This is a genomic window from Pontibacter chitinilyticus (assembly GCF_039748935.1).
Lineage (GTDB): Bacteria > Bacteroidota > Bacteroidia > Cytophagales > Hymenobacteraceae > Pontibacter > Pontibacter chitinilyticus.
Genome location: NZ_JBDIZJ010000006.1, coordinates 110,117 through 135,540, shown reverse-complemented (window position 1 = coordinate 135,540; position 25,424 = coordinate 110,117). Strand labels below are relative to the sequence as shown.

Genomic DNA, 25,424 nt, shown 5'->3' with positions numbered 1-25,424 from the left:
CCATTATTGCTGCAACAGCAGGATAAGTTTTTTGGCTGGTGGGGCGGCCTTTGTGTCAATGCTGGCTAACCTGCTGGTGGCAGGAAAGCCTTTTCAATCAAAGAATACCATCTATTGCAGGAAAACGGCTACAGACCGAGGAGAAACAGTATAGTGTGAGGTGCTTAGCTGCTCCGGGGGCGGTCGCAAAGTCGTCGGGAGGCGGCAGGTTAGTGACCACCATCCGGAACCATGGGCCGGCTTCCATAAACTTAAATTCTTTGCTTTCCCAGTGTGCATTCACCATCACATACAGATCCTGATCGCCGAGTGATTTGCCGGAGAGAAAAAAAGCCATGCTGTGCGATTCTGCGGACATGTCTATGGCTCCGTCTGTTCCATACCACCTCACATCAGATCGCCAGAAGCGGCTGCGGCCCAGGCTTGGATGGGCTTTACGGAAAGCAATGACTTTTTTGATAAATTCATAGTGGTCGTTCATAAACCTATGGCGGCTCCAATCTAACCAGGTGGTTTGGTTATCCTGGTTGTATGGGTTGTTGCCGCCGCCCTGCTTCTGTAGAAACTCATCCCCAGCCATAAACATAGGCGTGCCGTTTGATAACATGAGCAGCAGGAACAGGTTTTTTGCCTGTTCCTTGCGCAGTGCAAGCACTGCCACCGGCGCCTGTTCATCGCCCTCTCAGCCGCAGTTCCAGCTATAGTTCTGGAAGCTGCCGTCGTTGTTGTTGTGCCCGTTGGCGGTATTATGCTTTTCGTTGTAAGAGGCCAAGTCATAGAGCGTAAAACCGTCGTGGGAGGTGACGTAGTTGATGCTTTGGTAGAAGTGGTAGGGATGCAGCAGATCATCAGGAAAAAGTTGTTCACTGCCGTACATCCACTGTACCAGTGCGGCCACCATGTCCCTGTCACCTTTTACAAACCTGCGCACATCATCCTGAAAGCCGCTGTTCCACTGCAGCCAGGTGCTGCCGGGAAAGCTCCGCCCCAGCTGATAAAAGCCTTGCGCATCCCAAGGCTCCGCAATCAGCCTCACATGAGCTAAGTCTGGGTCTGTGGCAATATCTGAGAAAATGGGCCCCTCGCCAACTGTTCCGTCGGAGCGTCGGGTAAAAATGGAGGCTAAGTCAAAACGAAAGCCATCCGCATGCATCTCCTTTACCCAATACCGCAGGCTGTCCATGATCATGCGCTGAACAGCCGGGTGATCGGTCCGGAGGGTGTTGCCGGTGCCGCTGTAGTTTAAGTAAGGATCGGGAGATTCTTCTTTTATAGGTAATAAGTAGAAGGGTCAACGCCCTTTAGGTGATAAGTCGGCCCGATCAGGCCCTCTTCTGTCGTATGGTTGAAGACTACATCCAGTATTACCTCGGTACCGGCTTTGTGCAGTTCCCGCACCATACGTTTAAACTCAATTACTGCGCCATAGGGCGCCTGTATGGCGGCATAGCTTTTGTGCGGGGCAAAAAAGTGAAGCGGCATATAGCCCCAGTATTCGCCCGATTGTTGGTCGAATTGGTGTACGGGCATTAGTTCTACTGCTGTAACGCCTAGTTCTTGCAGGTAAGGGATTTGTTCGATTACGCCCGCAAAAGCGCCCCTGGATTCTGGTATTACATCGGAGTTGGGGTGGCGGGTAAATCCGCGCACATGCAGCTCGTATATGATCAGGTCGTGTGTATGAGGCGTAATGTGATCTTGCTGCCAGTCGAAGTGGTTGGGAGCGGGAGCAATGTAACCTAATGGTGCTTTGCCCAGATTAGTGCCTGAGGGGCTTGCCGCGCTCCGGCTAAAATCCGGCCGGAAAAAGATATTCCTGGCATAAGGGTCGAGGAGAATCTTTTCAGTATCAATGTTACAAAGCTTACCTAAGGGGTCGGAGCAGCCCTGCACCTGAAAGGCGTAGTAGATAGCTTCTTTCAGGTCGGCACGCCTGAGGCGGTAGTGCCCCATACCCGCTGCAACTTATGAATCCGCGGGTCGAAGTCATACGTGGCAACAGGTTCTTCATACATATCCTCCCGAAAAAGCAGCAGCCGGACCTTTTCAGCTTTCTTCGAGTAAAGGGTGAAGTTGTAGGCATCTTCTTCTGCAATAAAGGCCCCCCCCAACGGGTATGGTGCGCCTTCAACGGAAACCTAAGAGCCCATATAGGTGCTTTTTCTGTCAGTTAAATCCTGAAATGAATGCTGTGGGAATATTACCTGGCCACCCAACCGCCATCTATCAACATCGGATGGCCTGTTACAAAGGAGGAGGCATCAGAGCAAAGCCAAACGACAGCTTCAGCTATTTCCCGCGGCTCCCCAAACCTGCCGATTGGCTCCTGGCTGGCCATGGCTTCTCGTGTGATGTTGTTTTGGTCGATGAACCTGTCGATCATAGGAGTCTGAATTACACAGGGGCATACGGCGTTTATCCTTAGCCCGGAGGTAGCATATTCCAGCGCAGCTGTTTTGGTAAGGCCGAGTAGTACGCCATGTTTGGATGCGGTATACGCAGGAATGCCGGAAAAACCGATCACACCGGCTATGGAAGAACAGTTTACGATCGCTCCCTTGCCTTGCTGCAGCATGTGCGGCAGCTCATGTTTTATGCAAAGCCACACGTCTTTCAGGTTTATCTCGACAACCTTATCCCAGTTTTCTTCTGTTACTTCATGTGTTGGGGCGGAGGCGCCTTCTATACCCGCATTGTTGAAGGCATAGTCCAGGCGACCGAAGGAATGAAGCGTTTGCTCCACCATCGCCTGCACGTCACTGTCCTTTGATAGATCACACTTGATAAATATGGCCTCCCCGCCAGCAACTTTTATGTTGTTTACGGTTTCCTGATTTTCTACTCAATCCATGACGGCTACTTTAGCGCCTTGCAAGACAAAAAGTTCTGCAGTAGCTCTTCCTATGCCAAAACTGCCACCGGTTACAATCGCTACTTTCCCCTGAAAATGTTTTTCCATTATTTAGCCTCCTCTTAATTGGTTTACTGATTTCTTTAAATAGCCTTGTAGAAGAGCCGCTTTTGCTCAAACCGGTGCCTCTGGATAATGCTTACATTATCCCAGGAATGGCTGCCTCTTCAGCCGGTACGTACCGTTAGCCAAGTATAGCTTGCAGGTGTTCCTTGTATACTACTTCCTTTTGCAGCAGTAGCTGGGCTAGCTTTGTTAGCAAGTCCTGATGTTGTTCCAGCAGGCCTTTGGCTTTGCGGTAGGCCTGGTCGATGAGTTTAATGACTTCAGCATCGAGCAGCTTGCCGGTTTCTTCGCCGTAAGGCTTCGTTAAGCGGGTGTCCTGCTGGCCTGCGGAATCAAAAAAGCTGATGTTGTCTATGCGCTTATCAAAGCCATAGTAAGCAACCATCATATAGGCTTACTTGGTGGCTTTTTCCAAGTCGTCGAGCGCACCGGAGGTCACATAGCCAAATATTAATTCCTCGGCTGCTCTGCCGGCTAACGTGGCGCTTAAAGGCTCTGCAAAAGCAGTTGCCGATTTGAGTTGGCGCTCCTCAGGCAGGTACCAGGCTGCCCCAAGCGATTTTCCTCTCGGTATGATCGACACTTTTATAAGTGGGTCAACATGCTCCTGGAGGGCCAAGTTTATAAATAGAGCCCGCTCATAGCGCATTTTTCTAGGCCTCGGTGCAGGGCAGAAAGCAACTGCCGGCGATGATGTTTCCTGATGGGGTGTACTTTGACAGGGAAATTGAGGCGTATCGAACCACCCGCGTCAACTCCTTTTTCGGCATTGTGGCGGAGATTTCGCAGAAAATGGGGCAAAATGAAAGAGGGAAAAGCAGCTGTGAAACTGACTTTTCCCTCCTGGTAGTCCGTAGGGGAATCGAACCCCTGTTGCCAGAATGAAAATCTGAAGTCCTAACCCCTAGACGAACGGACCATCTTTCGGTTTTGATGGTGCAAAGATAGTGGCTGTTTTTGATACTACAAGAAGGCAAGGCAAAAAAAGCAGCTACTTGCGCGTATTTACATGATTGTCAGGCACAAAATATACTCTGTTAAGCGCCAGGTTGCTGCAAAAGCTTCCGCCTTACTGCCAAATATAAAATTTAAGGGGTTCCCTCCTTTTCTGCTTCATCGCTGCCATTGGCATTGCCTCCCTGAAATATCCTATGCTCCCATATGCCGTACATTAAAATTCATTGCATTAATCAAAACAACAAATTACCTATGACGCATCAAGAGCAACAATACCTATGGTGGCAGGATGGAATTATTTACCAGGTATATCCCCGTTCCTTTCAGGACAGTAACGGAGATGGTGTCGGCGACTTGCAGGGTATCATCAAGCGGCTGGATTATTTGAAATGGCTGGGAATAAAGGCGGTCTGGCTCTCCCCTATTTACCCGTCTCCTATGGCTGATTTTGGCTATGATATTTCTGACTACCGCGGCATACACCCTTTGTTTGGCTCGATGGACGATTTTGATACGTTGCTGCAGGAGGTGCATCAACGCGGTATGAAACTGATACTTGACCTGGTACCGAATCATACATCTGACCAGCACCCCTGGTTTCTGGAGTCACGCTCCTCGCGCGACAATCCCAAACGTGACTGGTACATCTGGGAAGATCCGCAGGAAGATGGCACGGAGCCTAACAACTGGCTAAGTGTTTTTGGCGGCAGCGGCTGGGAATGGGACGAGAAAACGCAACAATACTATTACCATGCTTTTCTGAAGGAGCAACCGGACCTGAACTGGCGTAACCCTGAGGTGCAGGAAGCCATGCTGGACGTTATGCGCTTCTGGCTCGACAAAGGCGTGGATGGCTTCCGGGTAGATGTGATGTGGCATATGATCAAAGATAAGCAGCTGCGCGACAACCCTACCAACCCGGAGTATCAACCTCATATGTCGACGTACGACAAATTGCTTCCAGCTTACTCTACGGACCAACCGGAGGTACACGATATTGTGCGGATGATGCGGGAAGTAACGGATAGCTATGCAGAACGTGTGATGATCGGCGAAATTTACCTCCCCATTCAAAAGCTGATGACCTACTATGGTATCAATAACAAAGGGGCTCATCTCCCTTTCAACTTCCTGTTGCTGAAACATAGCTGGGACTCCAAAGAAATCTCCGCCGCTATTGACCAATACGAGGGAGCGCTGCCGCCGAATGGGTGGCCTAACTGGGTGCTGGGCAATCATGATAATCCACGCATTACGAGCCGGGTGGGGCAAGCACAGGCCAGAGTTGCGGCCATGCTACTGCTAACGCTGCGCGGTACGCCCACGATCTACTATGGCGATGAAATTGGCATGCGTGATGTGCCTATTCCGCCCGATCAGGTGCAAGACCCACAAGGCCTAAACATGCCTGACCTGAACCTGAGCCGAGATCCGGAGCGAACGCCCATGCAGTGGAGCGATGCAGAAAATGCGGGTTTTTCTACGGGTACCCCGTGGCTTCCGCTGCCTGTGAACTATAAACGTGAAAACGTGGAAGCGCAGAAAGATGCCCCATATTCGATGCTCACCTTGCACCACCGCCTGATTACCTTACGGCAGCAGGAGCCCGCTCTGAACATTGGCAAGTATGCTCCCATTTTTTCTGATAACCAGATGTTGGCGTATACCCGGCAGCATGAAAACACCTGCTTCCTGATCCTGCTAAACCTAACGCATAAACCTTGTTATTTTAAACCGCCGCATTATAAGTTTACAGGTACTATTGAGCTGGCAACTACCACGGACCTGGAAGGCAGCCGCATCAGCGATATTGTTAGTATGGGAGGAGACGAAGGATACATTATTCGGCTGGATTAAAATTCAAGCACTTGGTTCTGCAACACTGGTTTCAGTAACTGTGCTGGAACGCCGTAGCATCACTAAAAAAGCGCTAAGGAGCAGGACAATTGCCCGCTCCTTAGTGCTAAATCCAGTAAAAGCATGTTCCTTCTCAAGCCCAAAACACCAGTATGGCACCTATGCGAATAGTATACCACTAGCCCGTTTATACTTCGTTTGCTTAACTAATAAGCTGCCTTATTTTTAGTATGACACACTAGCTAAAGTAAGCTTTGATCGTATTGGTCTACTCTCTATTTCAAACTGCTGCGAATCTTTGACAGTTGTGCAGACAACCAAAAATCTTCTTAACAAGCATGCTTCTACTTGAACATTATAGAAATAATTTTTTATTTTTTTGTACTACTCAGGCCGTAATAGGTGGGCTTGGGAAGCAGTTTACTGGTAAAAACAGCCGCCAAAACATTATTTTCCTTCGCCATTTCACCTTGTGGCCAATATTTACGTAAGGCAATACAGCACATTAAATTGAACGATTATCGCATCTCCCAAACATATAGGAAAAGTTTTGCTAAAGATACTGCTAGGGATACTACTGTTTGTAGTAGGCCTGGTGGTCCTGATCGTGGTTGCCTTGCAGTTTCCACAGGTGCAAAACTATGTCGCCCATAAGGGGGCCAATTACTTATCTAATACGCTTGATACGAAAGTTGAAATTGGCGGCTTCACAACAGACTGGCGCAATGCGCTGGTTCTGAAAGACGTGTATGTGGAAGACCAACAGCAGGACACCTTATGGTATAGCCAACGCCTGGGAGTCGACATGAATATTCTGGGGCTCATCAAAGGCAACATTGATATTGGCAAAATCAGCCTCGATCATGCCACACTCAACCTGCACGTTCAACCCGACAGCAGCACCAATTACGACTTTATTATGGAAGCCTTTGCCTCCGATACAACGGCGGCTCAACCTGCTGATACCACTTCCTCTTCGCTGGCCATTAACCTGGATGTGATCAACCTGAATGATGTGTATATCAACTACCGCGATGAAGCAGGAGGTAACTGGATCAAAGGGCGTGTGGGGCACCTGCTTACCACCATGGAGGAGCTAAACCTGGATGCGCAGCGGTACCTGGTAGACGAGGTAGAACTTAAGAATACGGCTTTCTCCTATATACAAACCAAGCTTCCACCGCCCGATACGGCAGCAACTGAGCCGCTGGAGCTTGAATTTGGGCTGAATCGTATAGCGCTCGATAATGTCAAGCTTAACTATAAGAGTCGCCCGGCAGACCAAAGCATTGCGCTGGATGTCGGCAGGTCATTGTTAACAGCCGACAAGATCGACTTGAAGAACGAACGCATTAATTTGAAAACATTTGAGTTACACAATACGGCTGTCGTTTACAAGCAGGACAAGTACAAACCAACTGATTCGCTGGCCGTAAATCCGCAGCGAACGGTACAGGAACTGGACTCTGCAGCAGAAGAAACGAGCGGACAGCCGATGAACTGGGTAGTAACCCTCAATGGCTTGGATGTAAGTGATCTGGATGTGAAGTTTGATAACTTCAATGTGCCGGCGCAGGAAAAAGGCATGGACTACAACCACCTGCTTTTTAACAACATCGCTTTGGAGGCCGAGGATCTATACTATAGCCTTAACCGCACGACAGTAGATGTAAATCAGCTGCAGCTACAGGAAAAAAGCGGTTTCCAGGTCAAAAACTTTGAAGCAAATGTTATTTTTGATTCAACGAAAACAGAGCTCTCAAACCTGGATCTGCTAACCGGCAACAGCCACCTGCAGCGGCATCTGGCTGTTACGTACCCCTCACTGGATGCTGTGGCGGATCACCCCGAAACACTTGGCCTGAACCTGGATATCAATAACAGTTATGTGGGCATGCAGGATGCTTTATACTTTGCACCATATCTGGCTGATAACCCCTCGTTCAGAAGTATAGCCAACACCAAACTGCAAGTAGATGGCAAAGTAGATGGCACCATGCAAAACCTGCATGTGCGTCAGTTTAACATGTCCGGGCTGCAGGGCACGAAGGTGGCTGTTACCGGTGATATCCGCAACGCGACAGATCCTGACCATTTATATATGGACCTGCGCATTAACCAATTGGCTACCACACGTACCGATATACAGGCGCTTACGCCCGCTGGCACCATCCCACCTAATATCCGGGTACCGCGCCAGCTAAGTATGACTGGTACTTACCAGGGCTCCCTCACAGCATTTGACACCGATGTGAACCTGCAAAGTAGCTATGGCAATGTGGCGGCGGTCGTGAACATGGAATCAGGCCCTGCCGGCGCAGAGCCCTTCACCGCTAAAGTCAGCACCAATCGCTTTGATCTGGGCCAGCTATTTACCGACAGTTTGGGAGTTGGTATTATTGCCCTTAATGCGACGGCCAAAGGCACCGGCCTGACGCCTGAAACCATGCAGGCACTGGTGCAAGCCAATATTAAAACTCTTGAGTATAATAACTATACGTATAACAACCTCGACGTAAACGCCAATATCAACCGCAACCTGTATACGTTTGCAGCTACAGCAAACGATCCGAACCTGGACTTTGACCTGAAAGGTGATTTTAACATGCGGGATACTTCGCATGTAGCTTATGGGTTTGATATTGACATTCAGGAGGCGAACCTGAGGGCGTTGAACTTATACTCAGACTCCTTACGCATAAAAGGTAGTATGACGGGGCATTTCACAGGGCTGGATCCTAGCGCCATCAGCGGCCAGTTACAGGGGCAGAACCTGGTCATCAATCTAAACCAAGCTACGTACCCGATCGATTCGCTTGCAATGACACTCCAGCAAAATGGCCAGTCGGCTGCTATACAACTGCAGTCGGATTTGGCCGATGCGAACCTGCAATTCGGGAACACGCTGGCAACCCTGCCGACAGCATTAGAAAAGCACTTCTCCAAATACTTCGACCTGCAACCCGATCCGCCCTACCCTGCCGGCGTAAACCTGCATGACTTTAAGGCTCGCATTCAGCTGAAACAGAGCAAGCTTATTACTGCGTTTGTGCCCGGGCTGACGAAGCTTGCTGTAAATAACCCGATCATAGCCACCTACGATGGCACAAATCAAACGCTAACGGTAGATGGCAATGTAAATGCATTAGAATACACGGGCTATAACCTGCATGATCTGGCCCTGCAGGTGAACGGCACCCCGGAAGCACTCAACTATAATGTAACGCTGGCACAGTTCTCCTCTCCTTCGCTAAACATGCACCATGTAACGCTGGAAGGCGCTGCCCACGATAATTTTCTGACTTTGCGGCTGGGCATTGCTGATAGTACCGGCCAGCAGGAACGCTTTGTGTTGGGCGGGCAGCTGAACAGCCTTGGCCCCGGCTACCGCTTTACCTTCAATCCTCAACAGTTGGTCATCAACAGCGATAAATGGACGGTGCCAGAGGATAACTACCTGCAGTATGATACTAATTTGCTGTATGCCCACAACATAAAACTACAGCACGACAACAGTTATATTGCTCTGAACAGCCAAGGTCCGTTGGGTCCCAATGCGCCACTAAAGGCTGAATTCAACAATTTCGACATTGGCTACCTGATGGATACTTTTCAGAAACAGGACAGCCTGATTGCCGGCACCATCAATGGCACCGCTACTGTGAAAAATCTGATGGCGGGTACGATGAGCTTCACCTCTGATCTGACAGTGTCGCAATTTGCCTACGAAGGCGTGCCAGTGGGCACCATTGCCCTAAAGGCCAACAGTGAAGGCGGCAACCGCTATAACGTGGATGCCTCCCTGACCGGTAATGGCAACCAGGTACTTATCAACGGCTTTTACGAGTCGCAGCCGAATGCCAGCCTCCTGAACTTTGACGCCAATATTCCAAGCCTGAACCTGGCCTCGCTTGAAGGTTTTACCGCAGGTATGGTGAAAGAAATGGATGGTAATGCCAGCGGGAAGTTGCACATTACGGGTACCGTGGATGATCCAAACATCTTGGGAGAGCTGAACTTCAACCAGGCGCAGTTTAACGTGGCGATGCTTAACTCGCTCTACCGCCTGCAGGACGAACGCCTGGTGTTTAACGAACAAGGTATACACTTCCCTGACTTTACGTTGACCGATTCGCTTGGCAACAATATGGTAGTGAACGGCGACATCCTGACTGATACTTATACTGATTTCAAGTTTGACCTAACAGTAAATACAGACAGATTCCTGGCGATGAACTCCACTGCCAAAGACAATGACCTGTATTATGGTACTGTTTTCATTGCTGCTGATGCAAGTATTGGAGGGGATCTGGCGCTGCCGGTGATCAAAATAGATGTAAAAGTGCTCGATGGTTCTGCCTTCACAGCTGTTGTTCCGGCGGATGAAACCGGGGCAGCCGAACGGGACGGCATCGTAGAATTTGTGAATCTGAACGACTCTCTTACCGCCATCATCGGTGGGCAACAGCCCCAGGATTCGGCCCAGACAGGTTTTGTAGGTGCTGACATTGAAACTCAGGTACACATCACGGATGCTACACCCGTCACCATCGTCATAGATCCGCTTACGGGCGATAATTTGGTGGTGCGGGGCACTGCCGACCCTTTGTATGTAGGCATCACCCCCAGCGGCCAAATAAATATGACCGGGCGTTACGAGATCTCGGATGGTAAGTATAGCATGGACTTCTACGACTTGGCTTCACGGGAGCTGGATATAGCAGATGGAAGTTACATTGCCTGGACCGGCGACCCGATGCAGGCCAACATGCAAATCAAAGCCATCTATACTGTTAAAACAGCGCCCCGAGAACTTGTGGCAGCACAGGCTTCCGGCGCTGATGATCCTGCACTGCGTAACCAAGTGCCTTTTCGGGTTATTGTAAATGTAAATGGCGAAATTCTCACTCCCGAAATCGACTTTAATATTGAATTACCGGAAGAGCAGCGGGGAAAAGTGCCGGGAGAGGTAACAGCTAGTCTGGCTAATCTGCGCGAGGATGAATCGGAGATGAACAAACAGGTTTTTGCACTGCTGGTGCTCGGCCGTTTTCTGGCGCCAGATCCGCTGGAAAGCTCCGGAGGAGGCCTTGCCGCTTCAGCCCGTAACAGCCTGAGCCAGGTGATGACGGACCAGCTAAACCAACTGACCAACAAGTATGCCGGTGGTTTAGGGCTGGAGTTAGGTGTTAATTCTTACGAAGATTACTCCTCCGGTTCCGCACAGGGCCGCACCGACCTGAACGTTGCTCTGAAACAGCAGTTCCTCAACGACCGCCTGACTGTACGGGTGGGAAGCGATATCGGGCTGGAAGGCCAGGGAGAAGCCAACAACTCCATGAGTGGTTTTGGCGGCGACATATCCGTGGAATACTCCATAACCGAAGACGGCCGCTTGCGGGTACGTGCTTTTCAGCGAAGCGAGTATGAGGGTGTATTGGAAGGCGATGTGCGGGAAACTGGAGCTTCACTCATTTACGTACGCGATTACAACAACTTCTCTGAGCTCTTCCAAAGTGTCGAAAAGACCCAGGCGGAGGAAGAGGCACGCAAACAACAGCGGACCGGGCTCAAATCAGAAAACAATCAGACGCCATAATACCTTATGATAACTTCTATACCTTATTCACGGCTGCTATCCTCATACACCCTGCCGCTCCTGCTGGGAATTATGCTGGTTTTTTCAGGGTGTAGCAGCACGAAAACTGTGCCTGAAGGAGATGCGCTGTTTGGGAGTTATCAGGTGAAGGTTAAAGATAAAGGAGACAGCAGCAACCGCAAAGGAGATTTGCAAGCGGAATTAGCAGAAACTGTTCGCCCTAAGCCCAATGCTTCTATACTTGGTATGCGGCCCAAACTCTGGATCTACAATGCCTTCTATACTAAAAAAGAGAAAGGAATCAAACACTGGATCATGACCAAATTTGGTGAGCCGCCGGTGCTGCTCTCGGCAGTGGATACCACCACCATCAGCGGCGTTATGAGCAGCAGGTTGCAAAACAGGGGCTACTTCAACAACACTGTAGACAGCAAAACGACTATCAACAATAAGATCGCCTCTATTCAGTGGACAGCTACGATCAGCGAACCCTACCGCATTCGCAAGATCGAATACACGCTTAACGATTCACTGCCCGTACTTCGCGCCATAAATGCCACCGAGTCCGAATCCTTATTAAAGACCGGCGACCCGTATGACTTGGAGACTATGACGGCCGAACGCACCCGCATTGACCAGGAACTGAAAGAAGAAGGATTTTACTATTTTAGCCCCGAGTTCCTGATCTTCAGTGTTGATTCTGCAGTGGGCAACCGGCAGATGGATGTGTTGTTACGCCTAAAGAACAATACCCTAAAACAAGCCATACAGCCTTACACCCTCGATGATGTATACATCTTTGCCAATTATGGGCTGGGTGATACCTACATTGCCGGCGATACCATTGACGTACGAGGCTACCACTATATCCCTGATGAGAACTATGTAAAGGCAAAATACCTGCTCCGAAGCGTGTTCCTGCACCAGGACAGCCTTTATCAGCGCCAGGATGCCCTGCTCACCACAAGCCGCTTGATGGGACTGCCTGCTTACAAGTTCGTGAATGTGCAATATGAGCCGGATACTACAAAGACCAACCAGCTGGACGCTTTTATTTACCTGACACCCGCACTCAAAAAATCATTACGGGCCGAGGTGCTGATGGTCAGCAAGTCGAATAATTTCGTAGGCCCCGGGGTAACGGTGTCGTTCCGAAATCGCAATGCGCTGAAAGGCTCAGAACTATTGAGCGTAGAAGTATCCGGAAGCTTTGAAACTCAGACGGGCGGTAAGGCGAAGACCGCAACCGAGAGCAGCAGCGGGGATACCAATAAAAATTCCGCTCTTACCTCCTACGAACTACAGGCGCAGGCTACCCTTACCTTCCCGCGCATTGTATCGCCGTTCAAGCTGCACAACCTGCGCACTGAGTTTGTGCCTAAAACGAAAATTGGCCTGGGCTTCGACTTCCTAAACCGGGTGCAGTATTTCCAGATGAACTCCTTTAATGCCACTTATGGCTATAACTGGAGGCCTACCCGAACCATTACGCACGAGATCACACCTATCAACCTGCAGTTTGTGCAATTGCTGAATCCGTCTGATAAGTTTACCGAGATATTGGCGGACAGGCCATACCTGCAGCGCAGCTTCGAAAACCAGTTTATTATTGGGTCGCTGTATCAGCTCACGTTCAGTACCCAGATGTTTGAGAAGCGTACGCACCAGTTTTTTGATAACTTTGCTGTTGATGTTTCCGGCAACCTCCTGAACACGATTGCTACGGCAACCGGAGCAGACCAGCCTGAAGTAGACATGCCACGGGAGATCTTCGGACAGCCCTATTCGCAATACTCCCGCTTCGATAATGACTTCCGTTACTACTTTAATTTTGGGAAAGAAAGCCAGATTGTTGCGCGCCTTGTCACTGGTGTGGGCATCCCCTACGGCAACTCGACAAACCTGCCCTATTCAAAGCAGTTTTCTATAGGTGGGCCTAACAGCCTGCGTGCCTTCCGGGCACGAAGTATAGGCCCAGGCACTTATGATGTTCCGGATTCGGTAGCTTCCTCCTACTTTGACCAATTGGGTGATATCAGGTTGCAGGCGAACTTGGAATACCGCTTCCCGATCGTAGGCTTTTTTAAAGGAGCTGTGTTTGCTGATGCTGGTAACATCTGGCTCCTAAAAGATTATAAAAATGCCAAGGGTGAAACCGACAAAGAAGGAGGTAAATTCGAAGCAAATGATTTTCTAAGTGAACTGGCAATAGGTACCGGCGTTGGACTTCGGGTAGATATTCAGTTCTTCGTTATTCGCCTGGATCTGGGTATACCGGTGCAGGTCCCCTACCTGCCAAAAGGAGAACGGTTTATACTAGACGATTTCAAACCGACCTTTTCAGGACGCAACAGTATGGTACTCAACATCGCCATCGGCTATCCGTTTTAGCCCGCTTCTCCCATACTTCCCCAGAAGTTCGTGCAGCTAGCCGGCTATGCCAGGAATTTATACCTCGTCTAAATAAGTATGGAGGTACCTTTTGCTTCGGCCATACTTATTTAGATGGTTACTTCATTAATAGGTCAGCAACCTTTACGTTTTCTGAGGAATATATACTTTTTTAGACATACCAGCGGCGGCAGCCTGTTTACCGGCTTCGGAGGTCAGGTGACAAAAAAGGGGCGACTGTTTTACACTTTTAGCAGGCAAATTTGTTCTACATAAAGAATACACTTTGTATCTTTATACCTGTGAGACGGTTTCTTGCCATCGGTCTGCTGTTGCTGTACCTGCTTTCGGCTACAGAGTTCAACCAGTTGCTGAAGCTGCCGGTGCTGGTGGAGCATTTCCGGGAACACCGTCACGCTAACCCGAACCTTTCCATCGCGCAGTACCTGCAGATCCACTACCTCAGCGGCAATGTGCGCGACCCCGACTATCCCCGCGACCAGCAACTGCCGTTTAAAGCCTGCGACCACTACCTCGGCAACGCGGCCGTGTATACTGTCCCGCTCTTTCAGCCTTACTTTACCCTGGCACCACCCCGCGACGCACGCACCTACCATGTCGTGACGGATGAGGCCTTCCGGCTGTCCCAGTACCTGTCCACTATCTGGCAACCTCCAAAAACCGCTTAAATTCTTTCCCGTTTCTGCTGTACCGCCACAGGGGGTGGGGCCACTGCGCCATGCCTTTGTAGTATGAACAGCGCGCGCCTATACTTCCTCATCGGCACTCTGCTAAAGGCGGAAGAATAGCGCCAGCTAAAATAATTGGCCGTATAGCGGCGGGTAGAGGGCTGTTGTACCACAGCCTGCCCCACGCTGTGCGCAGAAACAAGCATAAGAATACTAGCCATGCTGCATAAAATCATTTCCTTTTCAATCAACAACAAGCTGATCGTGGGGCTGTTCGTACTGGCGCTTATCGTCTTTGGTGCCTACAACGTCACGAAGCTGCCCATCGATGCCGTGCCCGACATCACCAACAACCAGGTGCAGGTCATCACCATTGCGCCCTCGCTCGGCGCCCCGGACGTAGAGCGGCTCATCACTTTCCCCATAGAGCAGGCCAACAGCAACATTCCGGGCATGCACGAGATCCGTAGCTTTTCCCGCTTCGGCCTGTCGCTCGTCACCATTGTGTTTGACGATGACGTGGACGTGTACTGGGCGCGCCAGCAGGTGTCGGAGCGCCTGCAGGGGGTGCAGGGCCAGATCCCTGAAGGGGTGGGCACGCCGGAGCTCGGCCCCGTCAGTACCGGCCTGGGCGAGATTTACCAGTACTTGGTGCGGCCCAAGCCCGGCTACGAAGGCAAGTATGACGCCATGCAGCTGCGCACTATCCAGGACTGGATCGTGCGCCGGCAGCTGCTGGGCGTGCAGGGCGTGGCCGACGTGAGCAGCTTCGGCGGCTACCTGAAGCAGTACGAGATCGCCGTGGACCCCGCCAAGCTCAAGTCCTATGGCCTCACCATCACCGACGTCTTCACGGCCCTGCAAAACAACAACCAGAACACCGGCGGCGCCTACATCGAAAAAGGCCCGACGGTGCTCTTCATCCGCAGCGAGGGCCTGCTCGGCAGCCTCGACGACATCCGCAGCATCGCCCTCAAAAGCACTGAAAGCGGTTCGCCCCTATACCTGCGCGACGTGGCCGAGGTTGACTTCGGCCACGCCACCCGCTACGGCGCCATGACCTATAACGACCAGGGTGAGGTGGCCGGGGCCGTGGTGATGATGCTCAAAGGGGCCAACAGCAATGAGGTGATCAAAAACGTGAAGGCGCGCATTGCACAGATACAGGCCTCGCTGCCGGAGGGCGTGGTGATTGAACCCTTCCTGGACCGCACCAAAATGGTGAACAACGCCATCGGCACTGTAGAGAAAAACCTGCTGGAGGGTGCGCTGATTGTGGTGTTCGTGCTGGTGCTCTTCCTGGGCAACCTCCGGGCGGGCCTGCTGGTGGCCTCTGTTATCCCGCTGGCCATGCTTTTTGCCATCATCATGATGAACCTGTTTGGCGTGAGCGGCAACCTGATGAGCCTCGGCGCCCTCGACTTCGGCCTGATCGTGGACGGGGCCGTGATCATTGTGGAGGCGGTGCTCCATACCTTCGCCCACAGCAAGCGCTTTGCCGACACAAGTCGCCTCTCGCAGCAACGGATGAACAAGGTGGTGGAGCACTCGGCCAGCCGCATGATGAACAGCGCCATCTTTGGGCAGATCATCATCCTGATCGTGTACCTGCCGATCCTGGCGCTGCAGGGCATCGAGGGCAAGATGTTTAAGCCGATGGCGCAGACCGTTTCCTTCGCGCTGCTCGGTGCCGCCATCCTTTCCCTGACTTACGTACCGATGATGAGCGCCCTGTTCCTGAGCAAGAAGATCTCGCACAAAACCACCTTCTCCGACCGCATGATGGCCCGCATCGAGCTGTTTTACGAAAAGCGTCTGCGCCGCGTGCTGCACTTCCCCAAAACGGTGGTGGCCGTAGCTGTAGGCTTGTTTGCGGTGGCGCTGGCCGTGATGACGACGCTGGGCGGGGAGTTCATTCCTTCGCTGGAGGAAGGTGACTTTGCCGTGGATACGCGCGTGCTGACCGGCAGCAACCTGAACACCACCATCAAGTATACCCAGCAGACGGCGCACATCCTGCTGCAGCGCTTCCCGGAGGTGAAGAAGGTCGTGACCAAGATCGGCTCCGGCGAGATTCCTACCGACCCCATGCCCCTGGAGGCCAGCGATATGATGGTGATCCTGAAGCCCAAAGCCGAGTGGACCTCCGCCAAAACCTTTCCAGAGCTGGCCGAGAAAATGAGCAAGGCGCTGCAGGACGTGCCGGGCGTGACGGCCGGCTTCCAATATCCGGTGCAGATGCGTTTCAACGAGCTGATGACGGGTGCCCGCCAGGACGTGGTCTGCAAGATCTTCGGGGAGGACCTCGACACGCTGGCCCATTATGCCCAGCAACTGGGCGGCATCGTCAACACCGTAGACGGGGCCAAAGACCTGTACGTGGAAACCATCACTGGCATGCCGCAGGTGGTCATCAACTACAACCATGCCGCCATTGCGCAATATGGCACCAACATCGCCGACATCAACCGCACCGTGAACGCGGCCTTCGCCGGCATGAGCAGCGGCCTGGTGTACGAGGGCGAACGGCGCTTCGACCTGGTGGTGCGCCTGCAGGGGGCCATGCGGCAGAATGTGGAAGACGTGCGGAACCTGCTGATACCAACACCGAGTGGCAAGCAGGTGCCGCTCTACCTGATGGCGGACGTGGCGGTGCAGGAAGGGCCTTACCAGATACAGCGCGAGGACGCCAAGCGTCGCATCATCGTGGGCTTTAACGTGCGCGGCCGCGACGTGCAAAGTATCGTGACGGAGCTGCAGCAGAAGGTGCAGCAGCAGATCAAGCTGCCGCCCGGCTACTATATTTCCTACGGCGGCGCGTTCGAAAACCTGGCGGCGGCCAAAAAGAGGCTGAGCGTGGCGGTGCCTATCTCGCTGGCGCTGATTTTCCTGCTGTTATACTTCGCTTTCCGCTCCATGCGGTACGGCCTGCTCATTTATTCGGCCATTCCGCTGTCGGCCATCGGGGGCATTTTTGCACTGGCGCTGCGGGGGCTACCGTTCAGCATTTCGGCGGGCGTGGGCTTTATCGCGCTGTTTGGCGTAGCGGTGCTTAATGGCATCGTGCTTATCGCCGAGTTCAACCGCATCCGGCAGGAGGCGCAGGGGCAGGACCTGCGGGACGTGGTGCTGGAAGGGACCAAGCTGCGCCTCCGCCCTATCCTGATGACGGCCAGCGTAGCCTCGCTGGGATTTCTGCCGATGGCGCTGAGTCAGGGGGCTGGGGCGGAGGTGCAGCGCCCGCTGGCCACGGTGGTGATCGGCGGGCTGCTGGTAGCCACCTTCCTCACGCTGTTCGTGCTGCCTTCGCTCTACCTGCTCTTTGAGAAAAAGAACAAGGACGAGCAGCAACGCCTCCACCCTGCCGCCACGGTAGCCGTGGCGCTTTGCCTGCTGCTGCTGCCGGGGCTGGCCCGGGCGCAGCAGCCTATTACCCTACAACAGGCCGTGGCCAAAGCGCTGAAGCAAAACCCTGCGCTGCAAAACGAGCGCCTGCAGGCGGCGGCCCTGCAAAAGCTGCAAGCCACCGGCTGGGACATCCCCCAAACCTCTGTTACCGCAGAGTATGGCCAGATGAACAGCACGGCCAACGACACCCGCTTCGGCGTGGCGCAGTCGCTCCGGTTCCCGACGGTGTATGCGCAGCAGAAGAAGCTGCTGACGCAGGAATGGCGACAGGGGGAGCTGCAGGCCAGCCTATCGGCTTTCGAGCTGGAGCAGCAGGTAAAACAGCTCTACTACGAGATGCGCTACGTGCAGGAAAAGCAAAAACTGCTGCAACGCACCGACAGCCTGTTTGGCCACTTCCTGCGGAACGCGGAGCTGCGCTTTGCCAAAGGGGCCAGCAACGTGCTGGAGAAAAATACTGCCCAGACGCAGCGCGGGCAGGTGCGCCAGCAGCTCCTGCAACTGCAACAGGAACTGGCGGGACTGCAACACCAATTTCAAGTGATACTTCAAACAGACAGTCTATACTTGCCTGCAGAAGAACCGCTTAAACTGCAGCCCGCGGCAGTGACAAATAGCTCTTTGCTGGCCGCCCACCCCTACCTCAAGCTGCTGCAGCAACAGCAGGAAGTCAGCACCGCCAGGACCAAGGCGGAGCAGGCCAAGCTGCTGCCCGACCTGTTGCTGGGCTACTACAACCAAAGCATCAAAGGCGTGCAGACGGTAGATGGCGTGGAGCAAAGCTATACTTCTGCCGACCGCTTTTCGGCGGTGCAGGTGGGTGTGGGCGTGCCCCTGTTCTTTGGGGCGCAGCGGGCGCGGGTGCAGGCGGCGAAGATACAGGAGCAGGTGGCGCAGAATACCCTGCAGGCCGGGCAACTACGCCTGGAAACGCAGCTGCGGAAGGCCGTGGCGCAGTATCAACTCGCCAAACAGACAGTAGACTACTACGAAAGCACCGCCATGCCCAGCGCCACCTCCACCATCCAAACGGCTGACATGCAGTTCCGGAACGGGGAGATCAACTACCTTGACTACGTGCTACTGCTCAACCAGGCCATCAGCCTGCAAACTGCCTACCTCGACGCCGTGCGCGACTATAACCAAAGCATTTTAGAGATCAATACCTTAACCGGAACCCGATAAGCCATGAAATATCAGTTATTTATACTTGCAGCCGCACTCACGCTGGCGGGCTGCAGCACCAAACAGGCCACAGAAGCAACGACAGAGGCCAAACCACAGGAAAGCAACCTCGTGCAGCTCACAAAGGCGCAGCTGCAGAACGCTAAGATCAAGACCAGCAGCCCTGAGCTGCGCAGCATCTCCAGCACCTTGCTGGTGAACGGAGCCATGGAGGCGCCACCGCAGAACATGGTATCGGTGAGTGTGCCACTGGGCGGCTACCTGAAACAGACGGAGCTGCTGCCGGGCATGCACGTGAAAAAGGGGCAGCTGCTGGCCGTGCTGGAAGACCAGTCGTACGTGCAGCTGCAGCAGGATTATCTCACGGCGAAGGCGCACCTGGCTTACCTGCAGCAGGAGTACGAGCGCCAGCGCGACCTGAACCAGAGCAAAGCCAGCAGCGACAAAGTATACCAGCAAACCGAGGCCGAGTATAAAAGCCAGCAGGTGCTGCTGCAAGCCTTGGCTGAGAAGCTGCGCCTTATCGGCATCAACTCCAACCGCTTAAGCGCTGGCAACCTCTCCCGCACCCTGCGCGTCACCTCGCCCATCAACGGCTATGTGACGAAGGTGAACGTGAACATCGGGAAGTACGTGGTACCGACAGATGTACTGTTTGAGCTGGTAGACCCCAGCGACCTGCACCTGATGCTGACAGTGTTCGAGAAAGACCTCGACAAAGTGGAGATCGGGCAAAAAGTGCTGGCTTACCGCGCCAACCACCCGGAGAAAAAATACCCGGCCGAAATCGTGTATATCGGCAAGGATGTGGGCAACGACCGCGCCGTGGAAGTACACTGCCACCTGCACCAGGAGGCCTATGACCTTCTGCCGGGCATGTTCATGAACGCCGCCATCGACGTGCAGCAACAGCAAGCCTATACCTTGCCGACGGATGCCATCGTGCGGTTTGAGAGCAAGGAATATGTGTTTGCCGACCGTGGCAACGGCGTATACGAGATGCTGGAGACCAAAACCGGTGAGAGCGAGAACGGCTACACCATTCTGCAACCCACCGCCAGCCTGAAGCCCGAGCAGCAGCAGTACGTGACCAACGGCGCCTATGCGCTGCTGATGAAACTGAAGAACAAGTCGGATGAAGAGTAACAGTTAAAGTCACAACAAGTATAAAGGCCGCCTTATGGGCGGCCTTTATACTTTGTAAAATGGTTCCCCCCCCTAGCCCCTCCAAGGAGGGGAATTGGACGGAGGCATTTTTTTGGAATAGGGTGTTGTAACCTTTGCTATGCCGCATCCCCCCTGCCCCCTTTGAAGGGGATTCTTGTACGTGTGATTCCCCTCCTCGGAGGGGTTAGGGGTGTTTTATACTTGCACAGCATCAGTGGATCGCGGCTTTGGCTAGTAGGTAATCTCAACGTCTGACATAGTCTCTTTACCGTGCCTGCCGGGAGGGCCGTATCGTCGGGAACTCGTAGGTAAGGATGCTTTTGAAAACCCAGTTATCGGAGCCGTCCGTCAGGCCTTTGCCGGCGCCCAGCTCCCACATAAAACCGCTGAAAAACCGCATGTTCAGCACCCCGAACAGCACATGCTCCCGCTGCTGCTGCTCCGGAAACTCCTGTACCTCCCCGAAGCGCCCATAATACTCCAGCCCCGGCTGAAAGGTATAGTAGCGGCGCCAATACAACCCAGTGAACAAATTGGCTTTCAAGCTTTCCTGTACCTCCTCCCCCGACAGGTCCTTCTCGATGGCCGGGTTCAGGTTGAGGCGGAAGTCGCCGAAGTCGTGCTGCAGGATCAGGCGCGTCTCCAGCTCGGTGGCCTCCCCGGAGTTTTTGCGCGGCACATAGTATTCCATGTAAATGGCGGGGTTGAAGAAATACTCGAACTTGCTGAACAGGCGGTAACGCGCCACGGCCCGGAAACGGTAAAAGCTGAAGTTCATGTCCGGGGAGTCTCTAAAATCAACGTAGGAGCCCACGGCCAAACGGTCGGTAATGCCATACTCCACCTCCGCCGTGTGCAGAAAAAGTCCCTTCCGCGACAGCTGCTGGTCGTTGAGCGAAAAGGTGTTGTCGCTGGAGCTGACATATTTGTTCCACATGTTGAGCTCCAGCCAGCCGCGCCGGGGCGTTTCCCAGCCGTACACCCGGTAATACTGTGCTTGCGCCTGGCTGGCCGCGAACAGGAGAAAGCTAAATAGGAGTAGTTTTGTATATCCTTTCATCATCATTTGCTGCTTATTTCTGACCTGTCACCACATCCACATCCTCAAAAGTATAGGTGATCGGCTGGGCCATGATGTTGCCGATGCCATACCCGTAGCGGCGGTAAGGCGGCGGTGCCACCTGCACCTGCAGCGTATAGTTGCCGCTGCCAGGCACCCGAATATTCTGCCCATAGTGGTAGAGCCAGGGGTGCCACATAAACATGGGGCTGTAGCTGTTTACCTGCTCCCCGTTCCGGAAAAACGTGGTGGTTACCTGAAGACCCGGCAACAGGCGGCCTGTCAGGGCATCGCGTGGGGCCACCTCTACGTGAGCGTTATTTTCTGCGCTATACTCTACTGATATCTTATATTTTAACTTATCCTTTATAAAGCGCCAGTACCCTTCAGCGAACTCCACCCCATAGGCCAAATCATAGTCGCCCAGTTTGGTTTCGGCACCGTCCATGGCCTCGCTGGCAATCATCGCGTCCAGCGAGCGCTCCAGCATACGGCCCTGCTCCTTTGCCAGCGGCAGCCACTCCTGCTCGTTCGCCGGGTCTTCCGCATCCTGCAGGCTGTTCAGGTCGATGGTTACGTCGGTGAACTCGGCCATCGCCGGGCTGGCGAAGCGGTCACCGTTCACGGGGTCATGGCGCCAGAACTGCGCCGGTTTGATGTGAAAACGGATGGTATAGTTGCCGGAGGAAGGCAGGCTGATGTTGTCGCCATAGCGGTGGAGGAGCGGAAACCAACCGAAAGCAAGCGGCACTTCCTGCACCGCGGCCCCCAGCGCCCCTTCTACGGTAGCCGTCACCTCCAGCCCCGGCACAATGCGCCCGTCGTAGCCGTCGAGCACCGCCACGCTCAGGAAAGCATTCTGCTGCGGCTCGTGCCAGGTCAGCTTCCCGTTCTGCTGCTCATAATAGCCTTTGGGCTTCTCGAGCAGGTAAATCAACTGATACTCGCCAGCCCGCATTTCGCCGGACTGCGTCTGGCGCATGGCGTAGCTGGCGGCCTCTGCCACTGCCTTACCCTGGTTCTTGGCCAGCTGAAACTGCTCCGCCGAGGACTCATCGCTCACCACCGACAACGGTATCTGCGGCTCTGTGGCCCGGCCGTTCCGCGTCACCCGCACGTTCTGTTCCAGGTTCGGCGCCACCTGCACACAGGCCTGAAGGCCCAGCAGCGGCAGGAATAATAGCAGGAAAATATACTTTGCGTAGCCTGTCATACCATTCGTCTTCCTATTGATTCCGCTATAGTATACAAGAGGCAACACAAAGTGTTGATGTTTAACCTTTATTTGAACACGCTCTAAATAAGAACCTCATCTATAGAAATATATAGCTATACTTTGCCTTGACTTTTTCACAAAAGCGTGCAGCATCGTGCAATTTTGAGGTAAACTCAGGCGGATTAGCAAAGTCTCATGCGAAACCAGCTGCTGCGCCAGGCTTAAGGCCGCAGGGGACCGGCTTCACCGGGTGGTGGCGACTGGTAGAAGCGTGTGGTGGGGTATGCGAAACGGATGTCGGGGGAGCTGAGGAATTGCCGCAGCAGGTCCTCCCAAATCTGGTGCTCACTTAAGCGGCGTCGGTTCAGGCCCACCACATAACGTAATGTCAGCTCGATCCCATACTTGCGGACGCGGGTGTATACCTGCGGATCGAAGTCGTTGTAGAAGATCAGGTGGCGCTGTGATTTACGCTTGACAAGCTGTTTGGTGGCATCAGTCAGTTGCTCGGCATGTTGCTCCCCTACCTGCTTCAGAATTTCTTTCGCCTTCTCCCAATTGCTTCCAAACGTGAGGCGCACTGGTATCTCATGCCAGATATAAGGAAAACCATAGGTATAGTTAGACAGCGGCTTTGAAAACAACAGTCCATTGGGAATGTTGACGACGCGGCCGGACGCCTGATCGGCATGCACCCATTCCTGAATCTCATTAATAGCAAACTCAAACAATCGGATATCGATCACATCACCTTTGCGGTCGCCAATCTCGATGCGGTCGCCGATGCGGAAAGGACGTTTCCAGAGCAAAAACAGCCAACCAGCCATATTCAGCACCGGTTCTTTGAGGGCAACCACCAGACCCGCTGACAGCAGGCCCAGAAAAGTTGCGACTGATTTAAAGCCATTGAACCAGATATCAATCAACAGAAACAGGATAAGCCCTGTCGTAATGTAATTGGTGGTTTTGCGCCAGCGATACTGCTTCCGCAGATCATGCTGGCGCTTAAACAGCAGGCGAAGCACCAGCCGACTCAGCAACCAGAAGCCCACGATCAGCACAATAGAAAGCAGCAGGTCTTGCTGAAACTCAGCAGACAAACCGGTGTTTACTTCAATCCAATGGAATATGCGGTGCATTGGTTTTTTTCTCTGCTTACGGGTACCGCCACCTGAAGGATAAAGATTGCTGCTGAAGTATAGGCATCTGTGCGAGTCAGGACGGCATTGCAGGCTGCTTCAGACCACATGAAAAACCTGTATACCTCGGCAAAACACCCTAAAAATGCGTACCTTTAAGCCATAATGGCGTGGTGCCGCACGCGTAGTACCGCTGCCGCTGAACCAAAACCTCTACTTAATTTACAACCTCAATCTATGAGCACTAACGTACGAAGCCTGGAGCCAAAAGCGATGTGGAATCATTTCGCAGACCTGAATGCGGTTCCCAGACCTTCCAAGAAAGAAGAACGCGTGATTCAGTTCATCAAAAATTTCGGTGAGCAACTGGGTCTCCCAACTGTGGTGGACGAGATCGGCAATGTGATCATCAAAAAGCCCGCCACCCCCGGCATGGAAAACCGCCAGACAGTGGCGCTGCAAAGCCACCTGGACATGGTGCACCAGAAAAACGCCAGCACCAATTTCGACTTTGATACGGAGGGAATCCGCATGTACGTGGAGGGCGACTGGGTAAAAACAGAAGGCACTACGCTGGGCGCCGACAATGGCATTGGCGTGGCCAGCATTATGGCGCTCCTCTCCTCTACCGACATTGCTCACCCTGCACTGGAGGCTTTGTTTACTATAGATGAAGAAACTGGCATGACGGGTGCCATGTACCTGAAAGGCGGCCTGCTGGACGCGCCCATTCTGCTGAACCTGGATACTGAAGATGACAACGAGCTGACCATCGGCTGTGCCGGCGGCATTGATCTTACCGCTATCGGCACTTATGCCGCGGAAGCAGCAGACCGGGAGGCCAAAGCCTACCGCATCACGATAAAAGGTCTTACTGGCGGCCACTCCGGCATGGATATTCACCGGGGGCGCGGCAATGCCAACAAGCTCATGAACCGCCTGCTGTTCCATGCGGCCGCAGCGACAGACGTGCGCATTAGCACCATTGATGGTGGAGGCTTACGCAACGCTATTCCGCGTGAGTCGGTAGCGCTTGTTACTGTGCCGGCGACGCAGCAGGAGCAATTTGTGCAGCTGCTGCAGGAGCAGGAGGCGATCATAAAAGCAGAGCACGCCAGCACTGACCCGCAGCTACAGGTACTGTTGGAGGCGCAGGAAGTACCAACGGAAGTGTTACCTGCCGATTTCCAATACAAGCTGCTACGCGTGCTGTATACGTGCCCCAACGGCATTTACCGCCTCAGCCCCGACATTGAGAACCTGGTGCAGACCAGCAACAACGTGGCACGGGTGCAGGTGCAGGAAGGTACCTATACTATTCTCTGCCTCACCCGCAGCTCTGTGGATTCTGAGAAAATGGACCTGGCAACAGCCATCCGTAGTGCGCTGGAGTTGGTAGGAGCCGAAGTGAAACTCAGTGGCTCTTATCCCGGCTGGGCACCCCGCCCCGACGCTGCTATCGTGCGCATCATGAGCAACTTATACCGCCAAATGTTCCAATCAGAACCCGAGGTAAGCGCTTGCCATGCAGGGCTGGAGTGTGGTATACTAGGAGCAAATTACCCCAATATGGAGATGATCTCCTTCGGTCCCAACATCCGCGGCGCCCACTCCCCGGACGAGAAAGTGCAGATCAGTTCGGTGCAGAAGTACTGGAACTTCCTGTTGGAGACACTCCAGCAGATTCCGGTAAAGGTGGCATAGTAAAAGGTAACTTTTATACTTAGTGGACCTTGGCTGTTCCGGATATCTTTATCTGATGCGTTTTTTTAATTCGCG

General features: G+C 53.1%; 14 protein-coding genes, 1 tRNA gene and 2 pseudogenes. 7 read left to right on the top strand and 10 right to left on the bottom strand.

Going from position 1 to position 25,424, the window contains the following annotated elements; all coding sequences use genetic code 11:
* Window positions 1-97 precede the first annotated feature (97 nt).
* The 7 genes and pseudogenes from ABDW72_RS11380 to ABDW72_RS11350 form a co-directional block, all read right to left on the bottom strand.
* Entirely contained in the window at window positions 98-661 is a 564-nt protein-coding gene (locus tag ABDW72_RS11380; RefSeq protein ID WP_347158684.1) for a hypothetical protein, read from the bottom strand.
* 21 nt (window positions 662-682) lie between these two features.
* Window positions 683-1,189, bottom strand: coding sequence for an alpha-amylase family protein (locus tag ABDW72_RS11375; RefSeq protein ID WP_347158683.1), 507 nt, complete (start codon window positions 1,187-1,189; stop codon window positions 683-685).
* Window positions 1,190-1,269: 80 nt separating this feature from the next.
* Entirely contained in the window at window positions 1,270-1,953 is a 684-nt protein-coding gene (locus ABDW72_RS11370) for an alpha-amylase family glycosyl hydrolase (protein WP_347158682.1), read from the bottom strand.
* Window positions 1,920-2,111, bottom strand: a complete 192-nt coding sequence (locus ABDW72_RS11365; RefSeq protein WP_347158681.1) for an early set domain-containing protein — start codon at window positions 2,109-2,111, stop codon at window positions 1,920-1,922. Before ABDW72_RS11365 ends, ABDW72_RS11370 begins: the two co-directional genes overlap by 34 nt.
* Before the next feature lie 89 nt (window positions 2,112-2,200).
* Window positions 2,201-2,959 (bottom strand): annotated as a pseudogene (locus tag ABDW72_RS11360) (SDR family oxidoreductase).
* 136 nt (window positions 2,960-3,095) lie between these two features.
* Window positions 3,096-3,626 (bottom strand): annotated as a pseudogene (locus tag ABDW72_RS11355) (hypothetical protein).
* A 195-nt stretch (window positions 3,627-3,821) separates the two neighbouring features.
* Window positions 3,822-3,896, bottom strand: a tRNA-Glu gene (locus tag ABDW72_RS11350).
* Window positions 3,897-4,186: 290 nt separating this feature from the next.
* Here ABDW72_RS11350 and ABDW72_RS11345 point away from each other — a divergent pair.
* From ABDW72_RS11345 to ABDW72_RS11320, 6 genes are all read left to right on the top strand, one after another.
* Window positions 4,187-5,791 (top strand): alpha-amylase family glycosyl hydrolase, encoded by a 1,605-nt coding sequence (locus tag ABDW72_RS11345; protein ID WP_347158680.1) that lies wholly within the window; start codon window positions 4,187-4,189, stop codon window positions 5,789-5,791.
* A gap of 517 nt (window positions 5,792-6,308) precedes the next feature.
* Window positions 6,309-11,390: a translocation/assembly module TamB domain-containing protein gene (locus tag ABDW72_RS11340; RefSeq protein WP_347158794.1), complete on the top strand. Its 5,082-nt coding sequence runs from the start codon at window positions 6,309-6,311 to the stop codon at window positions 11,388-11,390.
* 6 nt (window positions 11,391-11,396) lie between these two features.
* Window positions 11,397-13,781: a translocation and assembly module lipoprotein TamL gene (tamL, locus tag ABDW72_RS11335; protein ID WP_347158679.1), complete on the top strand. Its 2,385-nt coding sequence runs from the start codon at window positions 11,397-11,399 to the stop codon at window positions 13,779-13,781.
* Window positions 13,782-14,083: 302 nt separating this feature from the next.
* A complete protein-coding gene (locus ABDW72_RS11330; protein WP_347158678.1) occupies window positions 14,084-14,470 on the top strand; it encodes a hypothetical protein in 387 nt (128 codons plus the stop codon).
* Between the two features lie 219 nt (window positions 14,471-14,689).
* The gene (locus ABDW72_RS11325) at window positions 14,690-19,063 is read left to right on the top strand and encodes a CusA/CzcA family heavy metal efflux RND transporter (RefSeq protein WP_347158677.1); all 4,374 of its coding nucleotides are present in this window, start codon (window positions 14,690-14,692) and stop codon (window positions 19,061-19,063) included.
* A gap of 3 nt (window positions 19,064-19,066) precedes the next feature.
* Complete coding sequence (locus ABDW72_RS11320; protein ID WP_347158676.1) at window positions 19,067-20,209, top strand: efflux RND transporter periplasmic adaptor subunit; 1,143 nt, start codon at window positions 19,067-19,069, stop codon at window positions 20,207-20,209.
* Between the two features lie 286 nt (window positions 20,210-20,495).
* Here the strand turns inward: ABDW72_RS11320 and ABDW72_RS11315 are convergent, their stop codons facing one another.
* From ABDW72_RS11315 to ABDW72_RS11305, 3 genes are all read right to left on the bottom strand, one after another.
* Complete coding sequence (locus tag ABDW72_RS11315; protein ID WP_347158675.1) at window positions 20,496-21,296, bottom strand: hypothetical protein; 801 nt, start codon at window positions 21,294-21,296, stop codon at window positions 20,496-20,498.
* A 7-nt stretch (window positions 21,297-21,303) separates the two neighbouring features.
* A complete protein-coding gene (locus tag ABDW72_RS11310) occupies window positions 21,304-22,503 on the bottom strand; it encodes an iron transporter (protein WP_347158674.1) in 1,200 nt (399 codons plus the stop codon).
* A gap of 224 nt (window positions 22,504-22,727) precedes the next feature.
* A complete protein-coding gene (locus ABDW72_RS11305) occupies window positions 22,728-23,645 on the bottom strand; it encodes a mechanosensitive ion channel family protein (RefSeq protein ID WP_347158673.1) in 918 nt (305 codons plus the stop codon).
* Window positions 23,646-23,882: 237 nt separating this feature from the next.
* On the opposite strand from ABDW72_RS11305, the gene ABDW72_RS11300 reads away from it, so the two are divergent.
* Window positions 23,883-25,349, top strand: a complete 1,467-nt coding sequence (locus tag ABDW72_RS11300) for an aminoacyl-histidine dipeptidase (protein WP_347158672.1) — start codon at window positions 23,883-23,885, stop codon at window positions 25,347-25,349.
* The last annotated feature ends 75 nt before the right edge of the window (window positions 25,350-25,424 follow it).